The organism is Ferrovibrio sp., from assembly GCF_964218355.1.
GTDB lineage: Bacteria > Pseudomonadota > Alphaproteobacteria > Ferrovibrionales > Ferrovibrionaceae > Ferrovibrio.
On sequence record NZ_CAXPMC010000009.1, the window covers coordinates 444255 to 463059 of the forward strand.

The 18805-nt window shown below is 68.8% G+C and carries 18 protein-coding genes; 8 read left to right on the forward strand and 10 right to left on the reverse strand.

Going from position 1 to position 18805, the window contains the following annotated elements:
- The first annotated feature begins 36 nt into the window (after positions 1 to 36).
- The gene (locus ACEQZY_RS06245; RefSeq protein WP_370153050.1) at positions 37 to 1179 is read left to right on the forward strand and encodes a CaiB/BaiF CoA transferase family protein; all 1143 of its coding nucleotides are present in this window, start codon (positions 37 to 39) and stop codon (positions 1177 to 1179) included.
- A gap of 15 nt (positions 1180 to 1194) precedes the next feature.
- Here ACEQZY_RS06245 and ACEQZY_RS06250 read toward each other — a convergent pair whose 3' ends face one another.
- Genes ACEQZY_RS06250 through ACEQZY_RS06260 form a run of 3 tightly spaced genes read right to left on the reverse strand, consistent with a single transcriptional unit; the run spans position 1195 to position 4260 of the window.
- Entirely contained in the window at positions 1195 to 2487 is a 1293-nt protein-coding gene (locus tag ACEQZY_RS06250) for an alanine racemase (protein ID WP_370153052.1), read from the reverse strand.
- The gene (locus ACEQZY_RS06255) at positions 2484 to 3893 is read right to left on the reverse strand and encodes a D-arabinono-1,4-lactone oxidase (RefSeq protein WP_370153054.1); all 1410 of its coding nucleotides are present in this window, start codon (positions 3891 to 3893) and stop codon (positions 2484 to 2486) included. The genes ACEQZY_RS06250 and ACEQZY_RS06255 overlap by 4 nt, the downstream gene beginning before the upstream one ends.
- Positions 3894 to 3900: 7 nt before the next feature.
- A complete protein-coding gene (locus tag ACEQZY_RS06260; protein ID WP_245903959.1) occupies positions 3901 to 4260 on the reverse strand; it encodes a cytochrome c5 family protein in 360 nt (119 codons plus the stop codon).
- A gap of 154 nt (positions 4261 to 4414) precedes the next feature.
- Between ACEQZY_RS06260 and ACEQZY_RS06265 the strand changes: the two genes are divergently transcribed.
- Positions 4415 to 5011, forward strand: coding sequence for a TetR/AcrR family transcriptional regulator (locus ACEQZY_RS06265; protein ID WP_370153056.1), 597 nt, complete (start codon positions 4415 to 4417; stop codon positions 5009 to 5011).
- Between the two features lies 1 nt (position 5012).
- Entirely contained in the window at positions 5013 to 7580 is a 2568-nt protein-coding gene (locus ACEQZY_RS06270; RefSeq protein ID WP_370153058.1) for a TonB-dependent receptor, read from the forward strand.
- Positions 7581 to 7593: 13 nt separating this feature from the next.
- Here the strand turns inward: ACEQZY_RS06270 and ACEQZY_RS06275 are convergent, their stop codons facing one another.
- Positions 7594 to 8523, reverse strand: a complete 930-nt coding sequence (locus tag ACEQZY_RS06275; RefSeq protein WP_370153059.1) for an alpha/beta fold hydrolase — start codon at positions 8521 to 8523, stop codon at positions 7594 to 7596.
- A 275-nt stretch (positions 8524 to 8798) separates the two neighbouring features.
- On the opposite strand from ACEQZY_RS06275, the gene glpK reads away from it, so the two are divergent.
- A complete protein-coding gene (glpK, locus tag ACEQZY_RS06280) occupies positions 8799 to 10271 on the forward strand; it encodes a glycerol kinase GlpK (RefSeq protein WP_370153061.1) in 1473 nt (490 codons plus the stop codon).
- Here the strand turns inward: glpK and ACEQZY_RS06285 are convergent.
- Positions 10263 to 11264 carry a hypothetical protein gene (locus ACEQZY_RS06285; protein WP_370153063.1) on the reverse strand — a complete coding sequence of 334 codons (1002 nt, stop codon included), beginning with the start codon at positions 11262 to 11264 and terminating at the stop codon, positions 10263 to 10265. The genes glpK and ACEQZY_RS06285 overlap by 9 nt on opposite strands.
- Before the next feature lie 120 nt (positions 11265 to 11384).
- On the opposite strand from ACEQZY_RS06285, the gene ACEQZY_RS06290 reads away from it, so the two are divergent.
- Genes ACEQZY_RS06290 through ACEQZY_RS06305 form a run of 4 tightly spaced genes read left to right on the forward strand, consistent with a single transcriptional unit; the run spans position 11385 to position 15411 of the window.
- Positions 11385 to 12656, forward strand: coding sequence for a flavin-containing monooxygenase (locus tag ACEQZY_RS06290; protein WP_370153065.1), 1272 nt, complete (start codon positions 11385 to 11387; stop codon positions 12654 to 12656).
- The gene (locus ACEQZY_RS06295; protein WP_370153067.1) at positions 12653 to 13384 is read left to right on the forward strand and encodes a sulfite exporter TauE/SafE family protein; all 732 of its coding nucleotides are present in this window, start codon (positions 12653 to 12655) and stop codon (positions 13382 to 13384) included. The genes ACEQZY_RS06290 and ACEQZY_RS06295 overlap by 4 nt, the downstream gene beginning before the upstream one ends.
- A 4-nt stretch (positions 13385 to 13388) precedes the next feature.
- Positions 13389 to 14300 (forward strand): bile acid:sodium symporter family protein, encoded by a 912-nt coding sequence (locus ACEQZY_RS06300; RefSeq protein ID WP_370153069.1) that lies wholly within the window; start codon positions 13389 to 13391, stop codon positions 14298 to 14300.
- 46 nt (positions 14301 to 14346) lie between these two features.
- Entirely contained in the window at positions 14347 to 15411 is a 1065-nt protein-coding gene (locus ACEQZY_RS06305; RefSeq protein ID WP_370153071.1) for a TonB family protein, read from the forward strand.
- A 6-nt stretch (positions 15412 to 15417) separates the two neighbouring features.
- Here the strand turns inward: ACEQZY_RS06305 and ACEQZY_RS06310 are convergent, their stop codons facing one another.
- From ACEQZY_RS06310 to ACEQZY_RS06330, 5 genes are all read right to left on the reverse strand, one after another.
- Complete coding sequence (locus ACEQZY_RS06310; RefSeq protein WP_370153073.1) at positions 15418 to 16350, reverse strand: acyltransferase; 933 nt, start codon at positions 16348 to 16350, stop codon at positions 15418 to 15420.
- A 20-nt stretch (positions 16351 to 16370) separates the two neighbouring features.
- Positions 16371 to 17420 (reverse strand): uroporphyrinogen decarboxylase, encoded by a 1050-nt coding sequence (gene hemE / locus ACEQZY_RS06315; protein WP_370153075.1) that lies wholly within the window; start codon positions 17418 to 17420, stop codon positions 16371 to 16373.
- A gap of 87 nt (positions 17421 to 17507) precedes the next feature.
- Positions 17508 to 18236, reverse strand: a complete 729-nt coding sequence (gene pyrF, locus ACEQZY_RS06320) for an orotidine-5'-phosphate decarboxylase (protein ID WP_370153076.1) — start codon at positions 18234 to 18236, stop codon at positions 17508 to 17510.
- Between the two features lie 5 nt (positions 18237 to 18241).
- Positions 18242 to 18550 (reverse strand): CcdB family protein, encoded by a 309-nt coding sequence (locus tag ACEQZY_RS06325; protein ID WP_370153078.1) that lies wholly within the window; start codon positions 18548 to 18550, stop codon positions 18242 to 18244.
- A gap of 5 nt (positions 18551 to 18555) precedes the next feature.
- Positions 18556 to 18789 carry a type II toxin-antitoxin system CcdA family antitoxin gene (locus ACEQZY_RS06330; RefSeq protein ID WP_370153080.1) on the reverse strand — a complete coding sequence of 78 codons (234 nt, stop codon included), beginning with the start codon at positions 18787 to 18789 and terminating at the stop codon, positions 18556 to 18558.
- Positions 18790 to 18805: the final 16 nt, after the last annotated feature.

Here is an 18805-nt window from a genome sequence, read left to right on the forward strand (position 1 = left end):
TAATCCGGCGACACATCGAACAGGGGGCGAACCGACGTGGCCGGACCGTTGCAGGGACTGAAGATCATCGAGATGGCCGGCGTCGGCCCCGGGCCGTTCGCGGCGATGATGCTGTCGGACATGGGTGCGGAGGTGATCCGCGTGGAGGCCAAGGCGTCCCAGGCGCCGATCGGGTTCGCGCATCCGCGTTTCGACGTCACGACGCGCGGACGCCGCTCGATCACGGTCGACCTGAAGCATCCCGACGGCACCGAACTGCTGCTCAAGCTCCTTGAGCAGGCCGACGCCTTGCTCGAGGGATTTCGCCCGGGCGTGATGGAGCGGCTGGGCCTGGGACCCGAGGTCTGTCTCGCGCGCAATCCGCGACTCGTCTTCGGGCGCATGACCGGCTGGGGCCAGACCGGGCCGCTGGCCAAGGCCGCGGGGCATGACCTGAACTACATCGCGATCACCGGCGTGCTGCACGCGATCGGCCGCGCCGACGAGCCGCCGCCGGTGCCGCTGAACATGATCGGCGACTACGGCGGCGGCGGCATGCTGCTGGCGTTCGGCATGGTCTGCGCGCTGCTCGAGGCGCAGCGCTCGGGCAAGGGCCAGGTCGTCGATGCCGCGATGACGGACGGCACGGCGCTGCTGAGCGCGATCATCGTCGGCATGAAGGCCGGCGGATTGTGGAGCAACCGCCGCGCCTCGAACCTGCTCGACGGCGGCACGCATTTCTACGACTGCTACACCTGCGCCGACGGCAAGGCCGTCGCGCTCGGCGCGCTGGAGCCGCACTTCTTCAAGCTGTTCTGCGAAAAGGTCGGACTGGACGGCATCGACATGAGCCAGCATCTGAGCCCGAAGCAATGGACCGCGCTCAAGCCGCGCATCGCGGCACTGTTCCGCACGAAGACACGCGACGAATGGTGTGCGCTGCTCGAAGGCACCGACTGCTGTTTCGCGCCGGTGCTCGACTGGGACGAAGCGCCCGAGCATCCGCACAACAAGGCGCGCGGGACCTACGTCGAGATCGACGGTGTGGTGCAGCCGGCCCCGGCCCCGCGCTTCAGCCGCACGCCCGGCGAGGTGCAGCGGCCGCCGGCGGCGCGCGGCGAGCATACGGACGAAGTGCTCGCCGATTTCGGCTTCGCGGGTGCGGACATCGACGCGCTGCGCAAGGCCGGCGTCGTGTAGCGGCCAGCCGGCCGGTCACGCGCCCTGCGTGAACACCGGCCAGGTCTCGACGATGCGCCCGTCGTCGTAGACGGCGATGTCGCCGAACTGCAGGAACACGAACTCGCTCTGATGCGGGCGCAGGAAGACGTGATCGCCGACGGCGAGTTCGACGTCGACCGATCCGTTGTAGAGGTCCTGGTTGGTCGAGTGGCCCCAGATCGCGTTGCGCTGCAGGCCCGGCGGCGACACCGGGTCGGCCAGCCAGTAGCCGCCGTAAAGAAAGAACGCGCGGGCGGTGTTCGGGTCCCAGGCGCGGAACAGGCCGGTCAGCGACTCGATGCCGGCGATCTCGGTGCGGTCGAGCGCCTTGAGCACCGGGGTCGCGATGTAGGACGCCGGCTGGTGATCGGCCAGCGACGGCACGTCGAAGTCGGTCGGCATCACCAGGCCCGAGCCCATCGCCAGCTCGTTGCACGGCTCGCTGCCGTCGTACATCGCGTAGGTCGAGCTGCCGCCGGCATTGAGCGTCAGAGCGCTGGCGTCGAAGGTGTCGCCGAGCGTTTCGCGAACGGCACCCAGCGCTTCGGCATACGCCTGCATCGCTCGGTCGAGCGCGCCGCGCGGGCCGCCGAGCAGGCCCGGCATCTTCGAGGCATGTGCCTCGTAGCCCATCAGCCCGGAGAAGCGCAGCGAGGGTTCCGCCTGCACGGCGCGCAGCGCCTCGGCGACGGCGCGGCCGTCGCGCAGGCCGCCGCGGTGCAGGCCCACGTCGATCTCGAAGTTCAGCCGCATCGGCCCCAGGCCCTCGGCGGCGCGCGCGCGCGCCCGCTCCGCGGACTCGGCGATGCGCACGGGGGTATCGACCAGCCACTCGATCCGCGCCAAGGGATCGAAGGCCGGATTGCGGTGGTGGGCGAAGAAGCGCGCCACGGCGCCCGCCGGCATCGGCTTGCCGAGCAGCACCCGCGCATCGGGCATGCGCTCGCCGACGAGGTTGAGGAAGGGCTGATGGAAGACCATCAGGCGATCGGTCCCGGTCGCGCGGCGCACGGTCTCGATCAGCGGCAGGCTCGGCAGCGACTTGGCGACGATGCGGTAGGCGAAGTTGCGCGGACGGTTGGCCTGCAGGCGTGCAAGGTTGTGTTGCAGACGGGCGCGGTCGATGACCAGCGTCGGGCGCATCAGGCCGGCCTCGGCCAGCGCCGACTGCAGTGCGCGGAAGTAGGCGTCGTGGGCACCGGCGCGCGCGCGCGGCTTCGCGGCGACGACGGCAGCCAGCGGCGCGGCCACGGCGGCCCCGAGCAGCAGGCGGCGTCTGCGGTTCATGCGAGGCCGAAGAGCGTGCGCAGATAGGGATTGAGCATGCGCCCGTCCGGATCGAGCGCCGCGCGCACGGCGAGAAAGTCCGCCCAGCGCGGATAGCGGCCCGCAAGCTGTGTCGGCGTGAGCGTGTGCATCTTGCCCCAGTGCGGGCGGCCCTCGTACGGCTGGTAGATCGGTTCGATGTCGGCGAAGTAAGGCAGCGGGTCTTCGGCGTGATAGCGGTGAACCGCGATCGAGCCCGAGACCTCATGGCCCTGGAACGGGCTCAGCCAGGCATCGTCGCCGCGGACGACGCGCAGCTCGATCGGGAAGAACTCCTCGTGATGCTGCGCCTCGATGCGTTTGCGCACTTCCCTGAACGCCGGAAGCAGCGCATCGGCGTCGAAGTGATACTCCATCTCGTTGAACCGCACCTCGCGACTCGACGGAAAGATGCGGTACCACAGATCGACCGCCTCTTCGGGTTTGAAGTCCTGCGTCGCCAGGTCGAGCACGCGCCGGCGCAGCCCCGGCCACCAGCTCAGCCAGTCGCGCGCCTGTTTCATCTGCATCACGGCGTCGTTGTCCTGCTCCTCGCCGCGCGGCGAGATCGGCTCGTCGGTCGGATCGATGGCGATCGCGACCGCGCTGCTGCAGAACGGCAGGTAATAGATCTCGAAGCTGTGATGCTGGCGCGCCAGCTCGTCGAAGCGCTCGAGCAGCTGGTCCAGAGGCTCGAGCCAAACGCTGCGCTTGAGCTTGTGCGTCGGCACGTTGCGCAGCGTCACCTCGGTGATCACGCCGAGGCTGCCGAGCGAGACACGTGCCGCGGCGAACACCTCCGGGTTGTGCTCGGCGCTGCAGTCGATCACCTCGCCGCGGGGCGTGACCAGCCGCAGGCCGGTGACGTAGCTGTGCAGCGCGCCGAGTGCGCGGCCGGTGCCGTGCGTGGCGGTGGCGATCGCGCCGGCGATCGTCTGCGAGTCGATGTCCGGCATGTTCGCGAGGGCCTGGCCGACGTCGTCGAGCATCGGGCCGACGTCGCCGAGTCGCGTGCCGGCGCCCAGCGTCGCCGTCAGGCTCGCGGCGTCGTGCGACTTCAGGCCGCCGAAGTTGCGCAGCGACAGCAGCGAGCCCTGTGTCGGCACCAGTGCGGCGAACGAGTGCCCCGCGCCCACCGGGCGGATCGGTGCCGGCGAGTGCTGCAGCAGCGCGGCAAGCTCCTCCTCGTCCTGCGGCGCCAGCCGTTCGGCCGGCAGCGCATGCTGGTATCCCGACCAGTTCTGCCAGGGCAGCAGACGTCTGCCGTCGGGCCCGGTGGTCGGCATCGGCGCCTTCGGCATGTTCGAGGCGCCATGATCATCGCAGGCGGCGAGGCCGACGCCGCCGGCTGCGGCGAGCGAGCTGATCAGGAAGTCGCGGCGATTCATCGTGCGCCTACTGACCGGACATGTAGCGGATCAGCGCGGCGAAATCCTCTTCGCCGCAGTCCATGCATGCGCCCATCGGCGGCATGCCGCGATAGCCGCCGATGGTGTGCTCGACCAGCACGTCCATGCCCTGCGCGAGGCGTGGCGCCCAGGCTTCGCGGTCGCCGGTGGCGGGTGCTCCGGTGCGTGCCATCGGGTCGTGGCAACCCCGGCAGGTCTGCGAATAGAGCCGCACGACCGCGGGGTCCGCGGGCGCGGCGGCCGTTGCCGCCGGCGGTGCAGCCGGTGGCGGCGGGGCGGAATCGCAGGCGGCCAGCAGCGCGGTTCCCGCGCACACGAGTGCCGACAGTGCCGAATGCATACGCATCTTCGATGTCCCCCGCTCAGGTCCGTGCCAGCTTACACCGGCTGAATTTCCTACTGTCCCAAATTACATACTCCGGGTATGTTTTGCGTCAATGGGAAGATTGGATCAGCCAGCCGCCCCGTCCGCACAGCGACGACGCCAGCCGCGCGGCGACATGACGCGCCGGCGGTTGCTGCGCGCGGCCGAAAAGCTGTTCGTGACGCACGGCTTCGACGCCGTCAGTGTCGATCGCATCGTCGCCGCGGCGGCCGTCACCAAGGGCGCGTTCTATCACCACTTCGCCGACAAGCTCGGGATCTTCCGGGAAGTGTTCGAATCCATCGACCGAGAGATGGGCGAGATCGTGCGTGCACGCGCGCTGACCGCGGACACGCCGCTCGGTATGGTGCAGCTCGGGGCACGCACCTGCTTCGAGCTGTGCACCCGGCCGCGCTACGGGCGCATGGTCTACGTCGTCGCACCGGCCGCGCTCGGCTGGGCGGCCTGGCGCGAAACCGATACGGCGATCGCCCGGCAGATCGTCGTCGAAGGGCTGCAGAACGCCGTCGACCGGCGCGAGCTGGCGCCGGCGTCGCTGTCGGCGCTCGCCACCCTGCTGCTCGGCGCCATCCTGCAGGCGGCGATCACGATCGCCACCTCGCCCCGACCGAAGCGCGTGGCCGCCGAGCTTGCCGCCGAAACGGATCGCCTTTTGCTAGCACTGGCAGCGCAGGCCGGATACCGGCCCCGCGAGCTGGACCCGGAGAGCTGAGATGAAACACTGGATGATCGTTGCCGCAGCCGCGTTCCTGTCGAGTGCGGGCGCCGCCTTCGCGCAGAGCGCGGACGACGACTTTCTCGATGCGCTGTTCGCCGACGAGCCCGCCGCTGAACCCGAACCGCGCGGGGAAGCCGTCGCGCCGCGCGCCGACGTGCAGACCGCCGCGCCGCCGCCGCCCGAAGCCTTGTCGACGATCGCGGTCGAACCGCTGCAAACCCCGGTCGCGCAGCCGGCTGCCGCGCCGCCACCGCGCGCGACACAGATCGAGGAGATCGTCGTCACCGCGCAGAAGAAGGAGCAGTCGCTGCAGGACGTGCCGATCTCGGTGACCGCGGTCGACGGCGCTTTCATCCAGATGACCAATGCCGTCGATCTCGCCGAGGTCGCCGCCTACGTGCCGAACGTGCGCGTCGATGCCGACGATCTCGGTTCGCCGCAGCTGTTCATCCGCGGCTTCGGCACCAACGCCTTCAATCCGAGCTTCGAAAGCTCGGTCGGCTTCGTGCAGGACGAGATCTACTTCGGACGCCCCGGCTACTTCACCGAGTCGATGTTCGACGTCGATCGCGTCGAGGTCCTGCGTGGGCCGCAGGGCACGCTGTTCGGCAAGAACACCATCGCCGGCGTGTTCAACGTCACCAGCAAGCGGCCCGGAAACTTCTTCGAGGCGGACGGACGCTACAGCTACGGCAGCGACAATGCGCACCGCGTCGAAGGCGGCGCGGGCGGCATGTTCAGCGACTGGGGCGGCCTGCGTGTCGCCGGCCTGTACCGCAGCGAGGACGGCGAGCTGTACAACGGCTTTCTTGATCGCGAGGAAGAGAAGCTGACGCAGAAGGCCGGCCGTCTGAAGCTGCTGCTGTACCCGCTGCCGAACGTGACCTCCGAGCTGACCGCGCAGATTTCCGATACCGAGGCCGCGTTCTGGCCGTTCCAGCTGATGCAGCTCGACGACGACACGCGCAACTTCCTGGAGAGCTACGACCCGGACATCGAGGACGATCCGTACGACTTCAATACGTCGGCTGACACGCCGGGCTTCATCGAGAAGGGATCGGAGACGGTGGCGCTGAACACGCGCTGGGATCTCGGGACCGTGGCCGGCGGCCTGCACGACAGCAGCCTGACACTGGTGCTGGCCGGATCGACGTTTCATATCGACCAGCTCAACGAGCTCGACGTCTCGCCCGCCGACATCGCCCGGCTCGACAACCACGAGGACCACGAGCAGATTTCCGCCGAGCTTCGCTTCGCCGCCCGCGCCGACAGCCTGTTCGGTCTCGGCCGCGAGATCGATTTCGTCGCCGGCGCGTTCTGGTACGAGTCCAGCTACACCCTGCTCGCGCGCATCATGGCGGGCAGTGACATCGGCGCGTACCTGCTGACCGACGACTTCCTGCAGCTCGCCAGCGGCGGCGGCATCAACCTGTTCGGACCCATCGGCCTGCCGGGCATCCCGCTGATCGGCAACCTGCTCGGCCCGGTGATCGGCGAGGACTTCTACCAGCTCGACTACGAGCAGGATGTCTCCTCGCTGGCCTTCTTCGGCCAGGCGACGTGGTTTCTCACCGAGCGCTGGGCCATCACGCCGGGCATCCGCATCAATCGCGAGGAAAAGACCGTCGACTCGCTCGGCACACGCCAGTGCACGCTCGATCGGCTCGGCCTGCCGATCTGCGTGATGTCGCTGCTGCTCGGCGCCGAGAACTACGAGCAGCGCGGTCTCGAACGCGACGAGTCCGACGTCTCGCCGAAATTCGTGATCCAGTACTTCGGCGACAACGGCGTGAACCTCTACGCCTCCTATGCGCGGGGCTACAAGAGCGGCGGCTACAACTCGCTGTCGTTCACCGGCGAAGACCTCGAGTTCGAACCGGAGAACGCCGAGACCTTCGAGCTCGGCATCAAGGCGACCCTGCTCGACCGCAGCCTGCGCGTGAACGCGACGGTCTACGAGACGCGCTTCGACAACCTGCAGGTGCTCGCCTTCAACGGCATCTTCTTCGACGTCAGCAACGCCGCATCGGCGAAGTCCCGCGGGCTCGAGGCCGACTTCCTGTGGCTGACGCCGTTCGCGCCGCTGCAGATCATGGGTTCCGTCGGCCTGCTCGATGCCAAGTACGAGGACTATGCGGCCGCGCCGGCGCCGGTGCGCAACCCGCAGACCGGGGAGTTGCAGCTCGATGCCCAGCAGGATCTCGGCGGGCGCACCATCGCCTTCGCGCCCAAGGCCACCGCGACGCTGACGCCCATGCTCACCTTCCCCGTGTTCGGGCTGACCGGGCGGCTCGCCGGCGACGTGCTCTACCAGGGCGAGCAGTACACCGACACCGATCTCGACCCCGCGAGTCGCGTCGACGCGTACACGCGCTACTCGGCGCGCTTCACGCTGTCGGACGTGATGGAGCGCTGGTCGGTCACGATCGGCGCCAACAACCTCACCGACAAGCGCGTACTCAACCAGGTGACCGATGCGACCTTTTTCCCCGGCACCTACTTCGCACAGCAGGCCAGCGGCCGGCAGCTGTATGCGGCGGTGACGCTGCGCCTCGGGTCCTGAGGGCCGGAGAGGTTCAGCCGGGTATCCGGGCTCGCAGCCAGGCGATCAGGTCGTCGGTGACCTGATCGCGGCAGACGTCGTTGAACAGCTCGTGGCGGCCGTCGGCATACAGGTGCTGGCTGACGTCCGTCAGGCCGGCTTGCCGGTACAGCGTCGCCAGTGCCTGCGCACCCGCTGCGAAGCGGCAGGCGGGGTCCGCGGCGCCGTTGAGCAGCAGCACCGGCAGCGACTTCGGGATGCGCGCGAGTCGCGAGGCCTCGGCCAGGCGGCCACCGGCTTCCAGCAGCTCGATCCACATCGCTGCCGAGCAGCGGAATCCGCACAACGGATCGCGGACATAGGCATCGACCTCGGCCGTGTCGCGCGACAGCCAGTCGAAGTCCGTCCGCGCGGGCCTGAAACGGCGGTTGAAATCCTTGAACGTCAGCGCCTCGGCCAGCGCGCTGCGGTGGTCGGCGCCCAGCAGGCGCGCCTCGGTGCGCATCAGCGCCAGGCCCACCGCGCGCAGCGGGCCCATCGTCGCCGTTCCCGCCGAGAACACCGCGCCGGCCAGGCCGTTGCCGTGCTCGAACAGATAGTGCTGCAACAGGAACGAGCCGCGACTGTGCCCGATCATGACTATCGGCAGTCCGGCATGTCGTCGTTCGATCTCCCCCCGCACGGCGTTGACGGCGGACAGCGACATGCGCCAGCCGTCACGATCGGCGACGTGTCCCAGTTCCGCGGCCTCGCGCACGCTGCGACCGTGTCCCGGCAGATCCGGTGCGTAGACGGCGAAGCCCTGCGCGGCGAGCGCTGCGCCGAGCCGCGCATACCGCGCGCCGTGCTCGGCCATGCCATGCACGATCTGCACGGCCGCACGTGGCGTCGACGCCGGCAACCAGGCATGGACATGCGTGCGGTGTCCTCCGCCCAGATCGTGCTGGAACTGATGGCTGTCCACGTGCTATTGATGCACGGTCCGGCAACCGCAGCTACGACGCGCGCCGGCGGTTCGTGTGCGGCTTCGCAAGGCGATCATGTTTCGTCCCGGTAGCGACGGACACAGGGTCCTGCGGTGGTTCTGACGGGCTGCGCGCATCCTTGCAACGTGGCGTGACGGGATTGCGGTGCCGATCGTTTCACGCGGCGACGTTCTGGATCAATAGACGGCTCCTGGAACCGCAGCGCGCACCACGGCGGAGATGCCAAGGGCCGCATAACCGGAGGAACGCTCAGATGACCACACTGCTCGCGATCGACCAGGGCACGACCAGCACCCGCGCCATCGTGTTCGGGCGCGGCGGGGAGAAGCAGGCGGTTGCACAGCGCGAACTGCCGCAGCACTTCCCCAGGCCCGGCTGGGTGGAGCACGACGCCGAACGCATCTGGGAGGACACGGTCGCCTGCGTGCGCGAGGCGTTGCAGCAGGCCGGGCTGAAGGCCGGCGACATCGCTGCGATCGGCATCACCAACCAGCGCGAAACCACGGTGATCTGGGACCGCGCGACCGGCAAGCCGATTCATCGTGCCATCGTCTGGCAGGACCGGCGGACCAGTGCCTTCTGCCAGCAGCACCAGGACCGGAGCGACTGGCTCGCGCAGCGCAGCGGCCTGCTGCTCGATCCCTACTTTTCCGCAACCAAGGTCGGCTGGATCCTCGACCACGTCGAAGGCGCGCGCGCGCGTGCCGAAAAGGGCGAACTCGCCTTCGGCACGATCGACAGCTGGCTGCTGTGGCAGCTCAGCGGCGGCAAGGTGCATGTCACCGATGCGACCAACGCCTCGCGGACTGCGTTGTTCAACCTCGGGACCCAGGACTGGGACGACGAGCTGCTCGAGTTCTTCGGCGTACCGCGCGCGTTGCTGCCGCAGGTACTCGACACCGCGGATGACTTCGGTTCGACCGTCCCCGAACTCTTCGGCGGCGCGATCACGATCGGCGGCGTTGCCGGCGACCAGCAGGCCGCGACGATCGGCCAGGCCTGCTTTGCGCCGGGCATGATCAAGTCGACCTATGGCACCGGCTGCTTCATGGTGCTGAACACCGGCGACGAGCTGAAGCTGTCCAAGCACCGGCTGCTGAGCACCGTGGCCTATCGGCTGGGCGGCAAGCCGACGTATGCGCTCGAAGGCAGCATCTTCGTGGCCGGCGCCGCCGTGCAGTGGCTGCGCGACGCCATGCATCTGATCAAGGCCGCCGGCGAGACCGAGCGGCTGGCACGCTCGATCGAGGATACGCAGGGCGTCTATCTGGTCCCCGCGTTCACCGGACTGGGCGCGCCGTACTGGGACCCGGAAGCGCGCGGCGCCGTGTTCGGCCTGACCCGCGATACCGGCATTGCCCACATCGTCCGCGCGGCGCTGGAATCGGTCGGCTACCAGACGCGCGACCTGATGCGCGCGATGGAGCAGGACGCCTGCGCCCCGACCGAGTTGCGCGTCGATGGCGGCATGGTGGTCAACGACTGGCTCACGCAGTGTCTCGCCGACATCCTGCAGATTCCGACGGTGCGGCCGCAGACCGTCGAGACGACGGCGCTGGGCGCGGCCTTCGTCGCCGGCCTGCAGGCCGGCGTCTACGACTCGCTCGACGACATCGCCAAGCTGTGGCAGGCCGAACGGCGCTTCACGCCGGCGATGCCGCAGACCCGCGCCGACGAGCTGTATGCCGGCTGGCAGGATGCGGTCAGCCGGGTGCGTTCAGGCTGATTGCAGCAGCACCTCGACTTCCAGTGCGAGGTCCGTGCGGCAGATTTCCCCTTCGAGCACGCAGGCCCGATCATCGCCGAGCAGCGATCCGGCCTGTGGTCGGGCCTGCGCGAGTGTTGCGGCATCGCGCACGAACAGCTTCGTGCAGACCGACGGCCAGTCGTGCGCGCCGGCGTCCCGGCGCAGCTGCTGAAGGTTCTCCAGGGTTTCGCGCAGCTGGCGGGCGGCGTCCCCCGGGTGCGCGGTCTCGTGGCCGACGACGCTGGCCGTGCCGGAGACGATCAGATCGGCGCCGTCGGCCCAGTCGAGCCGGCGCGCGCGCGAGAAGCTCGGGCTGCGCGGGCCGTACTGGCGCGGATAGCGGAATGCGCTGACCTGGCGCGGATTCTCGATCTGCACGCCGGGCTGACGGGTGCCGAGGACGTAGATCAGCAGCGCCTCGCCGCGGGTGCCGATGGCGGTGGCCGCCGGCAGTCGCGCCTCGAAGCCGGCTTCCGCGGACAGCACCTCGTGGCGGCCGAGGACGAACTGGCGGTAGCGCTCGCCGTCGTCGCCGCTGCCGTCGCGGCGATGGATGTCGCCGATGTAGTTCCAGCTCCGTACCCAGTGCCAGCCCGGCCGGCGCGCGAAAAAGGCGAGCAGCTCGGCGTAGGCGCGCGCGGTCGCGGCCCGCGGGTCGCGCATGGCCTCGGCGCCAACGCGCAGCTGCGCGAACAGCACGGCCTCGCCCTGGGCGTAGCCGATGCCGGCCTCACGGCCGATCTGCACCGGTCCCTCGGTCTCCCATAGCTCGACCGCGTTCCCGGACAGAACCGGCAGCGGCACCTGGATCAGGCGCGGGTCTGCGTCGTCGGTGATGCGCGCGTCGTGGACGACACAGGCCAGGACCGTCTCGCCGAGTTCGTTCGGCGCGTGCGCGAGCGTGCGCAGGCGGTAGGGCCGCGGGGCGGAAAGCGGGGGCATCGGGAGGTGGTGGGGTCCGACGGGCAGCATGAACCGGGCTGCTATTGTATCGACCGGATCGCGTCCGACCGAGGCGCGGCGGGACGACAACGCGGGGGAGCCCATGCTCATGAGTCGGCCGGCGAAGCGCGCACGCGCGGCGGATCGCAGATGAAGATTGCACTGATCGGCGCCGGCCCGGCGGGTCTGGCCGCCGCCCGCGCATTCTCGAAACGCGGGCTGGCGTTCACCGGCTTCGAGCGCCATGCCGACGTGGGCGGCCTCTGGGACATCGCCAACCCCTGGAGCACGATGTATGCGAGCGCGCACCTGATCTCGTCGGCGCGGCGCACCGAGTACGCGGAGTTCCCGATGCCGGCGGACATGCCGGACTACCCGGCTCACGCCCGACTGCTGCCGTACCTGCAGGACTACGCGCGACGCTTCGACCTGTACCGGCACTACCGTTTCGGCACCGAGGTCCAGGCGGCGGAGCGGCGGCCCGAGGGCGGCTGGCGGCTGCGGCTCGGCGACGGCACCGTCGAGGACTTCACGCATCTGGTCAGCGCGGTCGGCACCTTCAGCACGCCCTACCGTCCCGAGATTCCCGGAACCTTCGCCGGCGAGCTGCTGCACTCGGGCGAGTACAAGGACCCCGAACGGTTCAGCGGCAAGCGGGTGCTGATCGTCGGTGCCGGCAACTCGGCCTGCGATATTGCCGTGGACGCCGTGCACCATGCAGCGAGCGTCGACTGGAGCGTGCGCCGCGGCGTGCACTTCGTCCCCAAGTTCATTGCCGGCAAGCCGGCAGACACGATCGGCGGCCGGCTCAAACTGCCGGCCTGGCTCAAGCAGCGGGTCGACGGCTGGCTGCTGAAGCTGCTGATCGGCGACCCGACCCGGCTGGGGTTGCCGAGGCCCGATCATCGCCTCTACGAGTCGCATCCGGTGGTGAACAGCCAGGTGCTCTACCACGTCGGCCACGGCGACATCCGCGTGCGCCGCGCCCCGCAGCGTTTCGATGGCGGGCACGTCGAGTTCGCCGATGGCGAGCGCGCGGGCTACGACCTCGTGCTGCTGGCGACCGGCTTCGCGCTGAGCTTTCCGTTCCTCGACCGCGCCCTGCTGAACTGGCGCGACGGCTGCCCGCAACTGTTCCTCAACATCTTCCCGCCGGGGATCGACGATCTGTTCGTGCTGGGCATGGTCGAAGCCACGGGCATCGGCTGGGAAGGCCGCGCACGCCAGGCCGAGCTGGTGGCCGCCGTGATCGGCGCGCGAACGGCGGGAGACCGTCGCCTTGCAGCCTTCGACGCCGCGCGCTCGCAGGACGTGGACCTGTCCGGCGGCTTCCGCTACATGAAGCTCGATCGCATGGCCTACTACGTCCACCGGGACACCTATCTCGCGCAACTCGACCGCCACATCGCCGCGCTGGCATGACGCTGTCGTCGCTCGCCCTGGCGCTGGTGGTGCTGCTCGCCTGCACGACGCAGGCGTTGGCCGGCTTCGGCAGCACGGTGGTCTGCATGACGCTCGCTGCACTGTGGCTGCCGATCCCGTGGCTGCTGCCGATCATCGTCGCGCTGAACGTCCCGTTCTCGGCCTGGCTGGTCTGGCAACAGCGTCGCGTCATCGCCTGGCCGCTGTTGCGCCGCGAAATCCTGCCGCTGATGGTGGTCGGCGCCGCTGCAGGGGCACTGTGCGCGCCGCTGCTGATGCAGGCCACGATGCTGCGCCCGCTCTACGGCGCCCTGATCGTTGCGCTGTCCGTGCTCGATCTCTGGCGCCTGCGCCGGGCGCGCGCGTGGCATGCGCCGGGTCCGTTGCGCACGGCGATGATCGCCGGTTCCGGTTTCGTGCAGGGCCTCTACGCTTCAGGCGGTCCGCTGCTGGCGGCGGCGATGTCCGGCAGCGGGCTGAACAAGAGCGGCCTGCGCGCGACGATGCTCGTCGTCTGGCTCACGCTCAACAGCGGGCTGACTGCGTGGTTCGTGGCTACCGGGCGCTTCAGCGCCGGGATGGCGCAGACCGCGGCATGGCTGTTGCCCGTGAGCTTTCTCGGGTTATGGATCGGCAGCCGCCTGCACGATCGCGTGGACGAGCGCCAGTTCCGCCTGGCGATGGACCTGCTGCTGCTGTTCGCCGGTGCAGCACTGTTATTCGAGTGAGCCGATGCCCAGCGAGATCGACCAGATACAACTGAGTTTCAGCCCCGATGCCGCGCTGGTGCTGCAGGCGATCCTGGCGGTCGTCGTCTTCGGCGTCGCGCTGGAGCTGCGCCTGTCCGACTTTCGTCAACTGCTGCGCGAGCCGCGGCTGGTGCTGATCGGGCTGTCGTCCCAGCTCGTCGCACTGCCCTTGCTGACCCTGCTGCTGGTCGGTATTGCCAAGCCCGCCCCCAGCATCGCACTCGGCCTGATGCTGACCGCCGCTTGCCCCGGCGGCAACATGTCCAACGTGTTGACCCACTGGGCCGGGGGACGCACCAGCCTGTCGATGGCGATGACGACGATCTCGAGCCTGGTCGCGCCGGCGAGCACGCCGATGATCTTCGGCGTGCTCGGCAGCCTGCATCCGGTGACACGCGACGCGATGCGCGATGTCGCGGTCCCGTACAGCGAACTGGTCGGCACGATCGTGCTCGCGCTGGTGATTCCCCTGTTCGTCGGGATGATGCTGGCCGAGCGCCGTCCGGCATTCGCAGCACGGCTGCGGCAGCCGCTCAAGCGCTTCGGGCTCGTCGTCTTCTTCGCGTTCGTCGTCCTCGCGGTCGCGGCGAACCACGCCATCTTCTGGCAGGCGCTGACCGGGATCTTCGTGCTCGTGCTGATCCACAACGCGCTGGCGCTGGCGACCGGCTTCTCGGTGGCGACCCTGCTGCGCACCGGGACCGCCGAGCGCCGTGCGATCACCTTCGAGACCGGCATCCACAACACCGCGCTCGGGTTGACGCTGATCTTCACCTACTTCCAGAACCTCGGCGGCATGGCCTTGGTGGTCGCCTGGTGGGGCATCTGGCACCTGATCACCGGTGGCCTGTTGGCACGGTACTGGGCGCGGCGCCCGGGGCATTCCTCAGGATAAGATGTCCGCAGAAGCTGCCGAGCATGAGCAGCCAAGGGAGCGGGGCATGAAGCGGATGCGATGGGTGTTCGCGTTACCGGCCGTGGTCGGTGTCCTGGCGCACGCCGGGGAGCTGCCGCCGTACACCTGCAATCCGCCACAGGCGGGGCGCGGGCAGGCGCTCGAAGCCGAGGTCGAGCAGCGCATTGCCGCCACGCGGGCGCGGCCGGCCGTCGAGGCGATCGCCGAACTCGAAACGATGGCCGAAGCGGCGCCGACAGGCAGCTATCTCGATGGCGTACTGGCCTTCGAACGGGCATGGCGCTATATGGACGACGGCCGTGCCGAGCCCGCGGCAGAGCAGGCGCACCGGGTGTTGCGGAACGAGTATGTGGAGGGCGCGCGCATCGATCAGATGCGTGCCGTTCTCGCCCAGCTCGCGCGCGATTCGCAGCGCTGGCCGGAGGTGGTCGAGGCACTGCGGCCCGTGGTCGAGCAGCAATGCCGTCCGGTACCCGATACCTACCGCTATCTGCTCGCCGAGGCCTATGTGCACCTGGACGACACCGGCGCCGCACTGATCCAGATCGACGCGGCCGAGCCGGCCGACGACGCCGAAGGGATCGGATGGATGCGGGCGGCACTCGCGCACGACTGCGCCGGCGAGCCGGCGGCGTCCTGCGCGGTGCGGGTGCTGCGCTATGCGCAGACACCGGGGCCGAGCGCCGGCTTGCAGGCGCTCGTCAACGACTATCTCGCAACGCTGTCGGGCGTCGATGCGCACCGGCCGATGCTGGAGCAGGCGCGTGCGGCCGGCCTGCTCGACGAGCGTGATCGGCTGATTCCACGGGCGCCGAAGACGCTGTCCGAGCTCAAGCCCATCAAACGCGTCGCGCCCACGTATCCGCAAGCCGCGATCCGGCGCGGGCAGCAGGGCTATGTCGAACTGGAGCTCACTGTCGGGCCCACGGGCAAGGTCATCGGCGCACGGGTCGTCGATTCGTCGCCGCCCGGCGTGTTCGACGCTGCCGCGCTCAGAGCCGCATCGCAGGCCCGCTTCCAGCCGGCGACGGCGGATGGCGAACCGGTCGAGACGACCGGGCGCTACACCGTCCAGTTCAAGCTCAGGTAACGGCGGTCAAGGGTGCGCCGGTCGCTGCGCCTGCAGCGCCGGTCGCGCATTGCTCATGCGGTCGAGGCGCGCGTCCTTGCGGGTCCAGACGCCGTTGATCCAGGTCTGGAAGCGCAGGCGGAACTCGGCATCGTTCTCGTAATCGCCGTGCAGCAGATCCGGCGGAATCGGCAGCACGTCGGCGTGAATCGCGAGCTGGTCCTGTTCGCCGCAGGCGAAGCTCCACAGCAGCGGCTTGGTCGTCGGCCGGTAGGCGATGGTCACGTCGATGACGCCGGCAAACTGCTCGCCCATCGCGTTGAGCGTGAAGCTCATGCCACCGGCCTTGGGCCGCAGCAGATGGCGATAGGGCGACTGGCGCGCGACGCGCTTGGTTTCGGTGAAGCGCGTGCCTTCGAGGAAGTTGATCACCGTGACCGGCTCGGTCCTGTACAGCTCGCAGGCACGGCGCGTGGTTTCGAGGTCCTGGTGACGCAGTTCCGGATGGGCCTGCAGCGCACGACGGTCGTGACGGCGCATGAAAGGAAAATCCATCGCCCAGCAGGCGAGGCCGATGACGGGCACGTAGATGAGTTCCCACTTCAGGAAGAAGCGGGGAAACGGCGCACGCGCGTGCAGCAGGTCGAACAGCACGACGATGTCCGCCCAGGACTGGTGATTGCTGATCACCAGGTAGTTCCTGCCGGGCTCGAGCTGCGCGCGCAGGTCCACCTCCCACTGCTCGGCATGCAGCAAGCGGAACAGCAGCTTGTTGTTGCGCACCCAGTTGGTGGCGATCCAGATGCAGTAGTGCGCGCAGGCGCGTTGCAGCGGCCGGTAGGGAACCAGCTTGAGCAGGATGGCCGGCGACAGCAGGAGAAAGCAGGTGGTCATCCAGCCGATCATCACGACCACCGTGAGAACGCCGATGGCACTGGGCGGGAAGATCACCGAGAGCATCGCGGTACTCCGGGCAGGCGCTAGGCGTGGAACGCCGGGCTCAGGTTGCGCACCGCCTCGATCATCGCGGCGGCATGCTCGGGCGGCGTCTGCTGCAGGATGCCGTGGCCGAGGTTGAACACGTGGCCGGGGCCCTTGCCGTAGCTGTCGAGCACGCGGGCGACGGCGGCCTCGATGCGCGCGGGCTGCGCCAGCAGCCAGGTCGGGTCGAGGTTGCCCTGCAGGGCGACGCGGGTACCGACGCGTGACCGCGCGCTGCCGAGGTCGGTCGTCCAGTCGAGGCCGAGCGCGTCGCAGCCGGTTTCGGCCATCGCCTCCAAGTGCTGGCCGCCGTTCTTGGTGAACAGGATCACCGGCGTCTCGGGGGCCACGCGCTTGAGGTGTTCGACGATGCGAGCCATCGGTTCGAGCGAGAACTGCACGTAGTCGGCCGGCGACAGCACGCCACCCCAGGTGTCGAAGATCATCAGCGCGTCGGCGCCGGCGCGCTGCTGCGCCTCGAGGTAGAGGCTCACCGAGGCGGCGAGCTTGGCCAGCAGGCTGTCTAGCGCCTCCGGCGCGTCGTAGGCCATGCGCTTGATCGTTTGGAAGTCCGAGCCGCCGGCACCTTCGATCATGTAGGTGGCCAGCGTCCACGGGCTGCCGGCGAAGCCGATCAGCGGCAGTCGCGAACCGAGCGCGCTGCGGATCGTGCGCACCGCGTCCATCACGTAGCGCAGCTCGGTCTCCGGATCGGGCACGCCGAGCGCCTCGATGGCATGCGCGTCGCGTACCGGGCGATCGAACACCGGCCCTTCGCCTTCGACGAAGCGCAGCCCCAGCCCCATCGCATCGGGCACGGTGAGGATGTCGGAGAACAGGATCGCGGCATCGAGACCGAAGCGGTCGAGCGGTTGCAGCGTGACCTCGCAGCACAGCTCCGGGTTGCGGCACAGGCTCATGAAGTCACCGGCGCGCGCGCGGGTGGCCTTGTACTCCGGCAGGTAGCGGCCGGCCTGGCGCATCATCCACAAGGGGGTGCGGTCGACGGGCTGGCGCCGGAGCGCACGCAGGAAACGATCGTTGTCCACGTGTACGTCCTATGCAAGCCGGCGCCATCGATGGCGCCGACTTTCCAAACAAGCAGGGCAGTTCGTTTCGTTGATCATCGGCCTAGCTTAGAGCGTGTTCCCAGCGCGTGCCTGAACGGCCGTGGCAATCTCGGCCTGAATCGCCAGTGCCATCGCGCGTGGATCGGCCGCGTCGCGGATCGGGCGGCCGACCACCAGGTAGTCGGCGCCCGCGGCGATCGCCGCCGACGGCGTCATGATGCGCTTCTGGTCGGCTTCGACGCGGTTCTCCACCGGCCGGATGCCCGGCGTCACGCAGATCAGTTCGCGCGGCGCCTCGCGACGCAGGCGTTCGACTTCGAGGCCCGACGAGACGACGCCGTCGCAGCCGGCCGCAAGCGCACGGCGCGCACGCGACAGCACGAGGTCGGCCACGTCGCACTCGAAGCCCAGATCGTTCAGGTCGCCCCGGTCGAGACTGGTCAATGCGGTGACGGCGAGCACCTTCAGCGCGCCGGACTTCGCCTTGGCGGCGGCTTCCATGATCGACTGGTTGCCGTGGATCGTGCAGAAGTCCGCACCCCGCGCTGCGAGATTCGCCACCGCGCGCGCGACGGTTTCCGGGATGTCGAAGAACTTGAGGTCGACGAAGACCTTCCTGTCCTGCGCCTTCAGCCATTCCAGCAGCTCGAAGAAGCCGGGCGCCATCAGCAGCTCCATGCCGATCTTGTAGAAGCGCACGGCGTCGCCGAGCGTGTTCACCTGCGCGCGTGCGGCGTCGGCGCTGGGAACGTCGAGGGCGACGATGAGGCGGTCGGCGGAAGGGATGGTGTTCAAGCGTTTCAGTATCCAGTGAACAGGAAGTCGACGGCCGCGAGGATTTCGTCGCGCCGATCGGACAAGTCGGCAACCACTTCGTGCAACTCGCGCTCGTCGAGTGCAGCAAGGTCCGAAAAGGACGCCACAACCGCCGCACCATCAACCGTCAGTTCGAGGTTCAGCCGCGAGTACAGCATCTCGTAACCGCTCCTGCGCACCAACGGCACGACAATACGCGAGGAGGTCGTGACCAGATTCGATTGCACGTCGAGCAGGAACGGGATTTCGCCTCGACTGGGTCGCCGATTGCGATAGACCTTGTATTGAGCCATCCGCGTCAGAACGCGATCAGATCCTTGTTCAACATGCCGTCGCGCGCGATGCGTTGCCGGTGGTACTCGATGGCCTCGCGGTTCTCCTCCTGCCAGCGCCGCGCCGCCTCCTCGCGTTGCCGCTGCAGCAGGGTTTCTTCGAGAACCTGCGACAGATTCAGCTTGGCCTGACGCGCGTACTGCACCATGTCGGCTCGCACCGTCAGGTTCACTCGTTGCTTTGCTGTCGACGCCGTCATGCCATGCTCCATGCGC

Excerpts from the sequence above, each read along its gene's own strand:
- ACEQZY_RS06250 (WP_370153052.1), bottom strand. The coding sequence starts at position 2,487 with ATGAACCGCAGACGCCGCCTGCTGCTCGGGGCCGCCGTGGCCGCGCCG.
- ACEQZY_RS06255 (WP_370153054.1), bottom strand. The coding sequence starts at position 3,893 with ATGAATCGCCGCGACTTCCTGATCAGCTCGCTCGCCGCAGCCGGCGGC.
- ACEQZY_RS06260 (WP_245903959.1), bottom strand. The coding sequence starts at position 4,260 with ATGCGTATGCATTCGGCACTGTCGGCACTCGTGTGCGCGGGAACCGCG.
- ACEQZY_RS06265 (WP_370153056.1), top strand. The coding sequence starts at position 4,415 with ATGACGCGCCGGCGGTTGCTGCGCGCGGCCGAAAAGCTGTTCGTGACG.
- ACEQZY_RS06270 (WP_370153058.1), top strand. The coding sequence starts at position 5,013 with ATGAAACACTGGATGATCGTTGCCGCAGCCGCGTTCCTGTCGAGTGCG.
- glpK (WP_370153061.1), top strand. The coding sequence starts at position 8,799 with ATGACCACACTGCTCGCGATCGACCAGGGCACGACCAGCACCCGCGCC.
- ACEQZY_RS06285 (WP_370153063.1), bottom strand. The coding sequence starts at position 11,264 with ATGCTGCCCGTCGGACCCCACCACCTCCCGATGCCCCCGCTTTCCGCC.
- ACEQZY_RS06290 (WP_370153065.1), top strand. The coding sequence starts at position 11,385 with ATGAAGATTGCACTGATCGGCGCCGGCCCGGCGGGTCTGGCCGCCGCC.
- ACEQZY_RS06295 (WP_370153067.1), top strand. The coding sequence starts at position 12,653 with ATGACGCTGTCGTCGCTCGCCCTGGCGCTGGTGGTGCTGCTCGCCTGC.
- ACEQZY_RS06300 (WP_370153069.1), top strand. The coding sequence starts at position 13,389 with ATGCCCAGCGAGATCGACCAGATACAACTGAGTTTCAGCCCCGATGCC.
- ACEQZY_RS06305 (WP_370153071.1), top strand. The coding sequence starts at position 14,347 with ATGAAGCGGATGCGATGGGTGTTCGCGTTACCGGCCGTGGTCGGTGTC.
- ACEQZY_RS06310 (WP_370153073.1), bottom strand. The coding sequence starts at position 16,350 with ATGCTCTCGGTGATCTTCCCGCCCAGTGCCATCGGCGTTCTCACGGTG.
- ACEQZY_RS06325 (WP_370153078.1), bottom strand. The coding sequence starts at position 18,550 with ATGGCTCAATACAAGGTCTATCGCAATCGGCGACCCAGTCGAGGCGAA.
- ACEQZY_RS06330 (WP_370153080.1), bottom strand. The coding sequence starts at position 18,789 with ATGACGGCGTCGACAGCAAAGCAACGAGTGAACCTGACGGTGCGAGCC.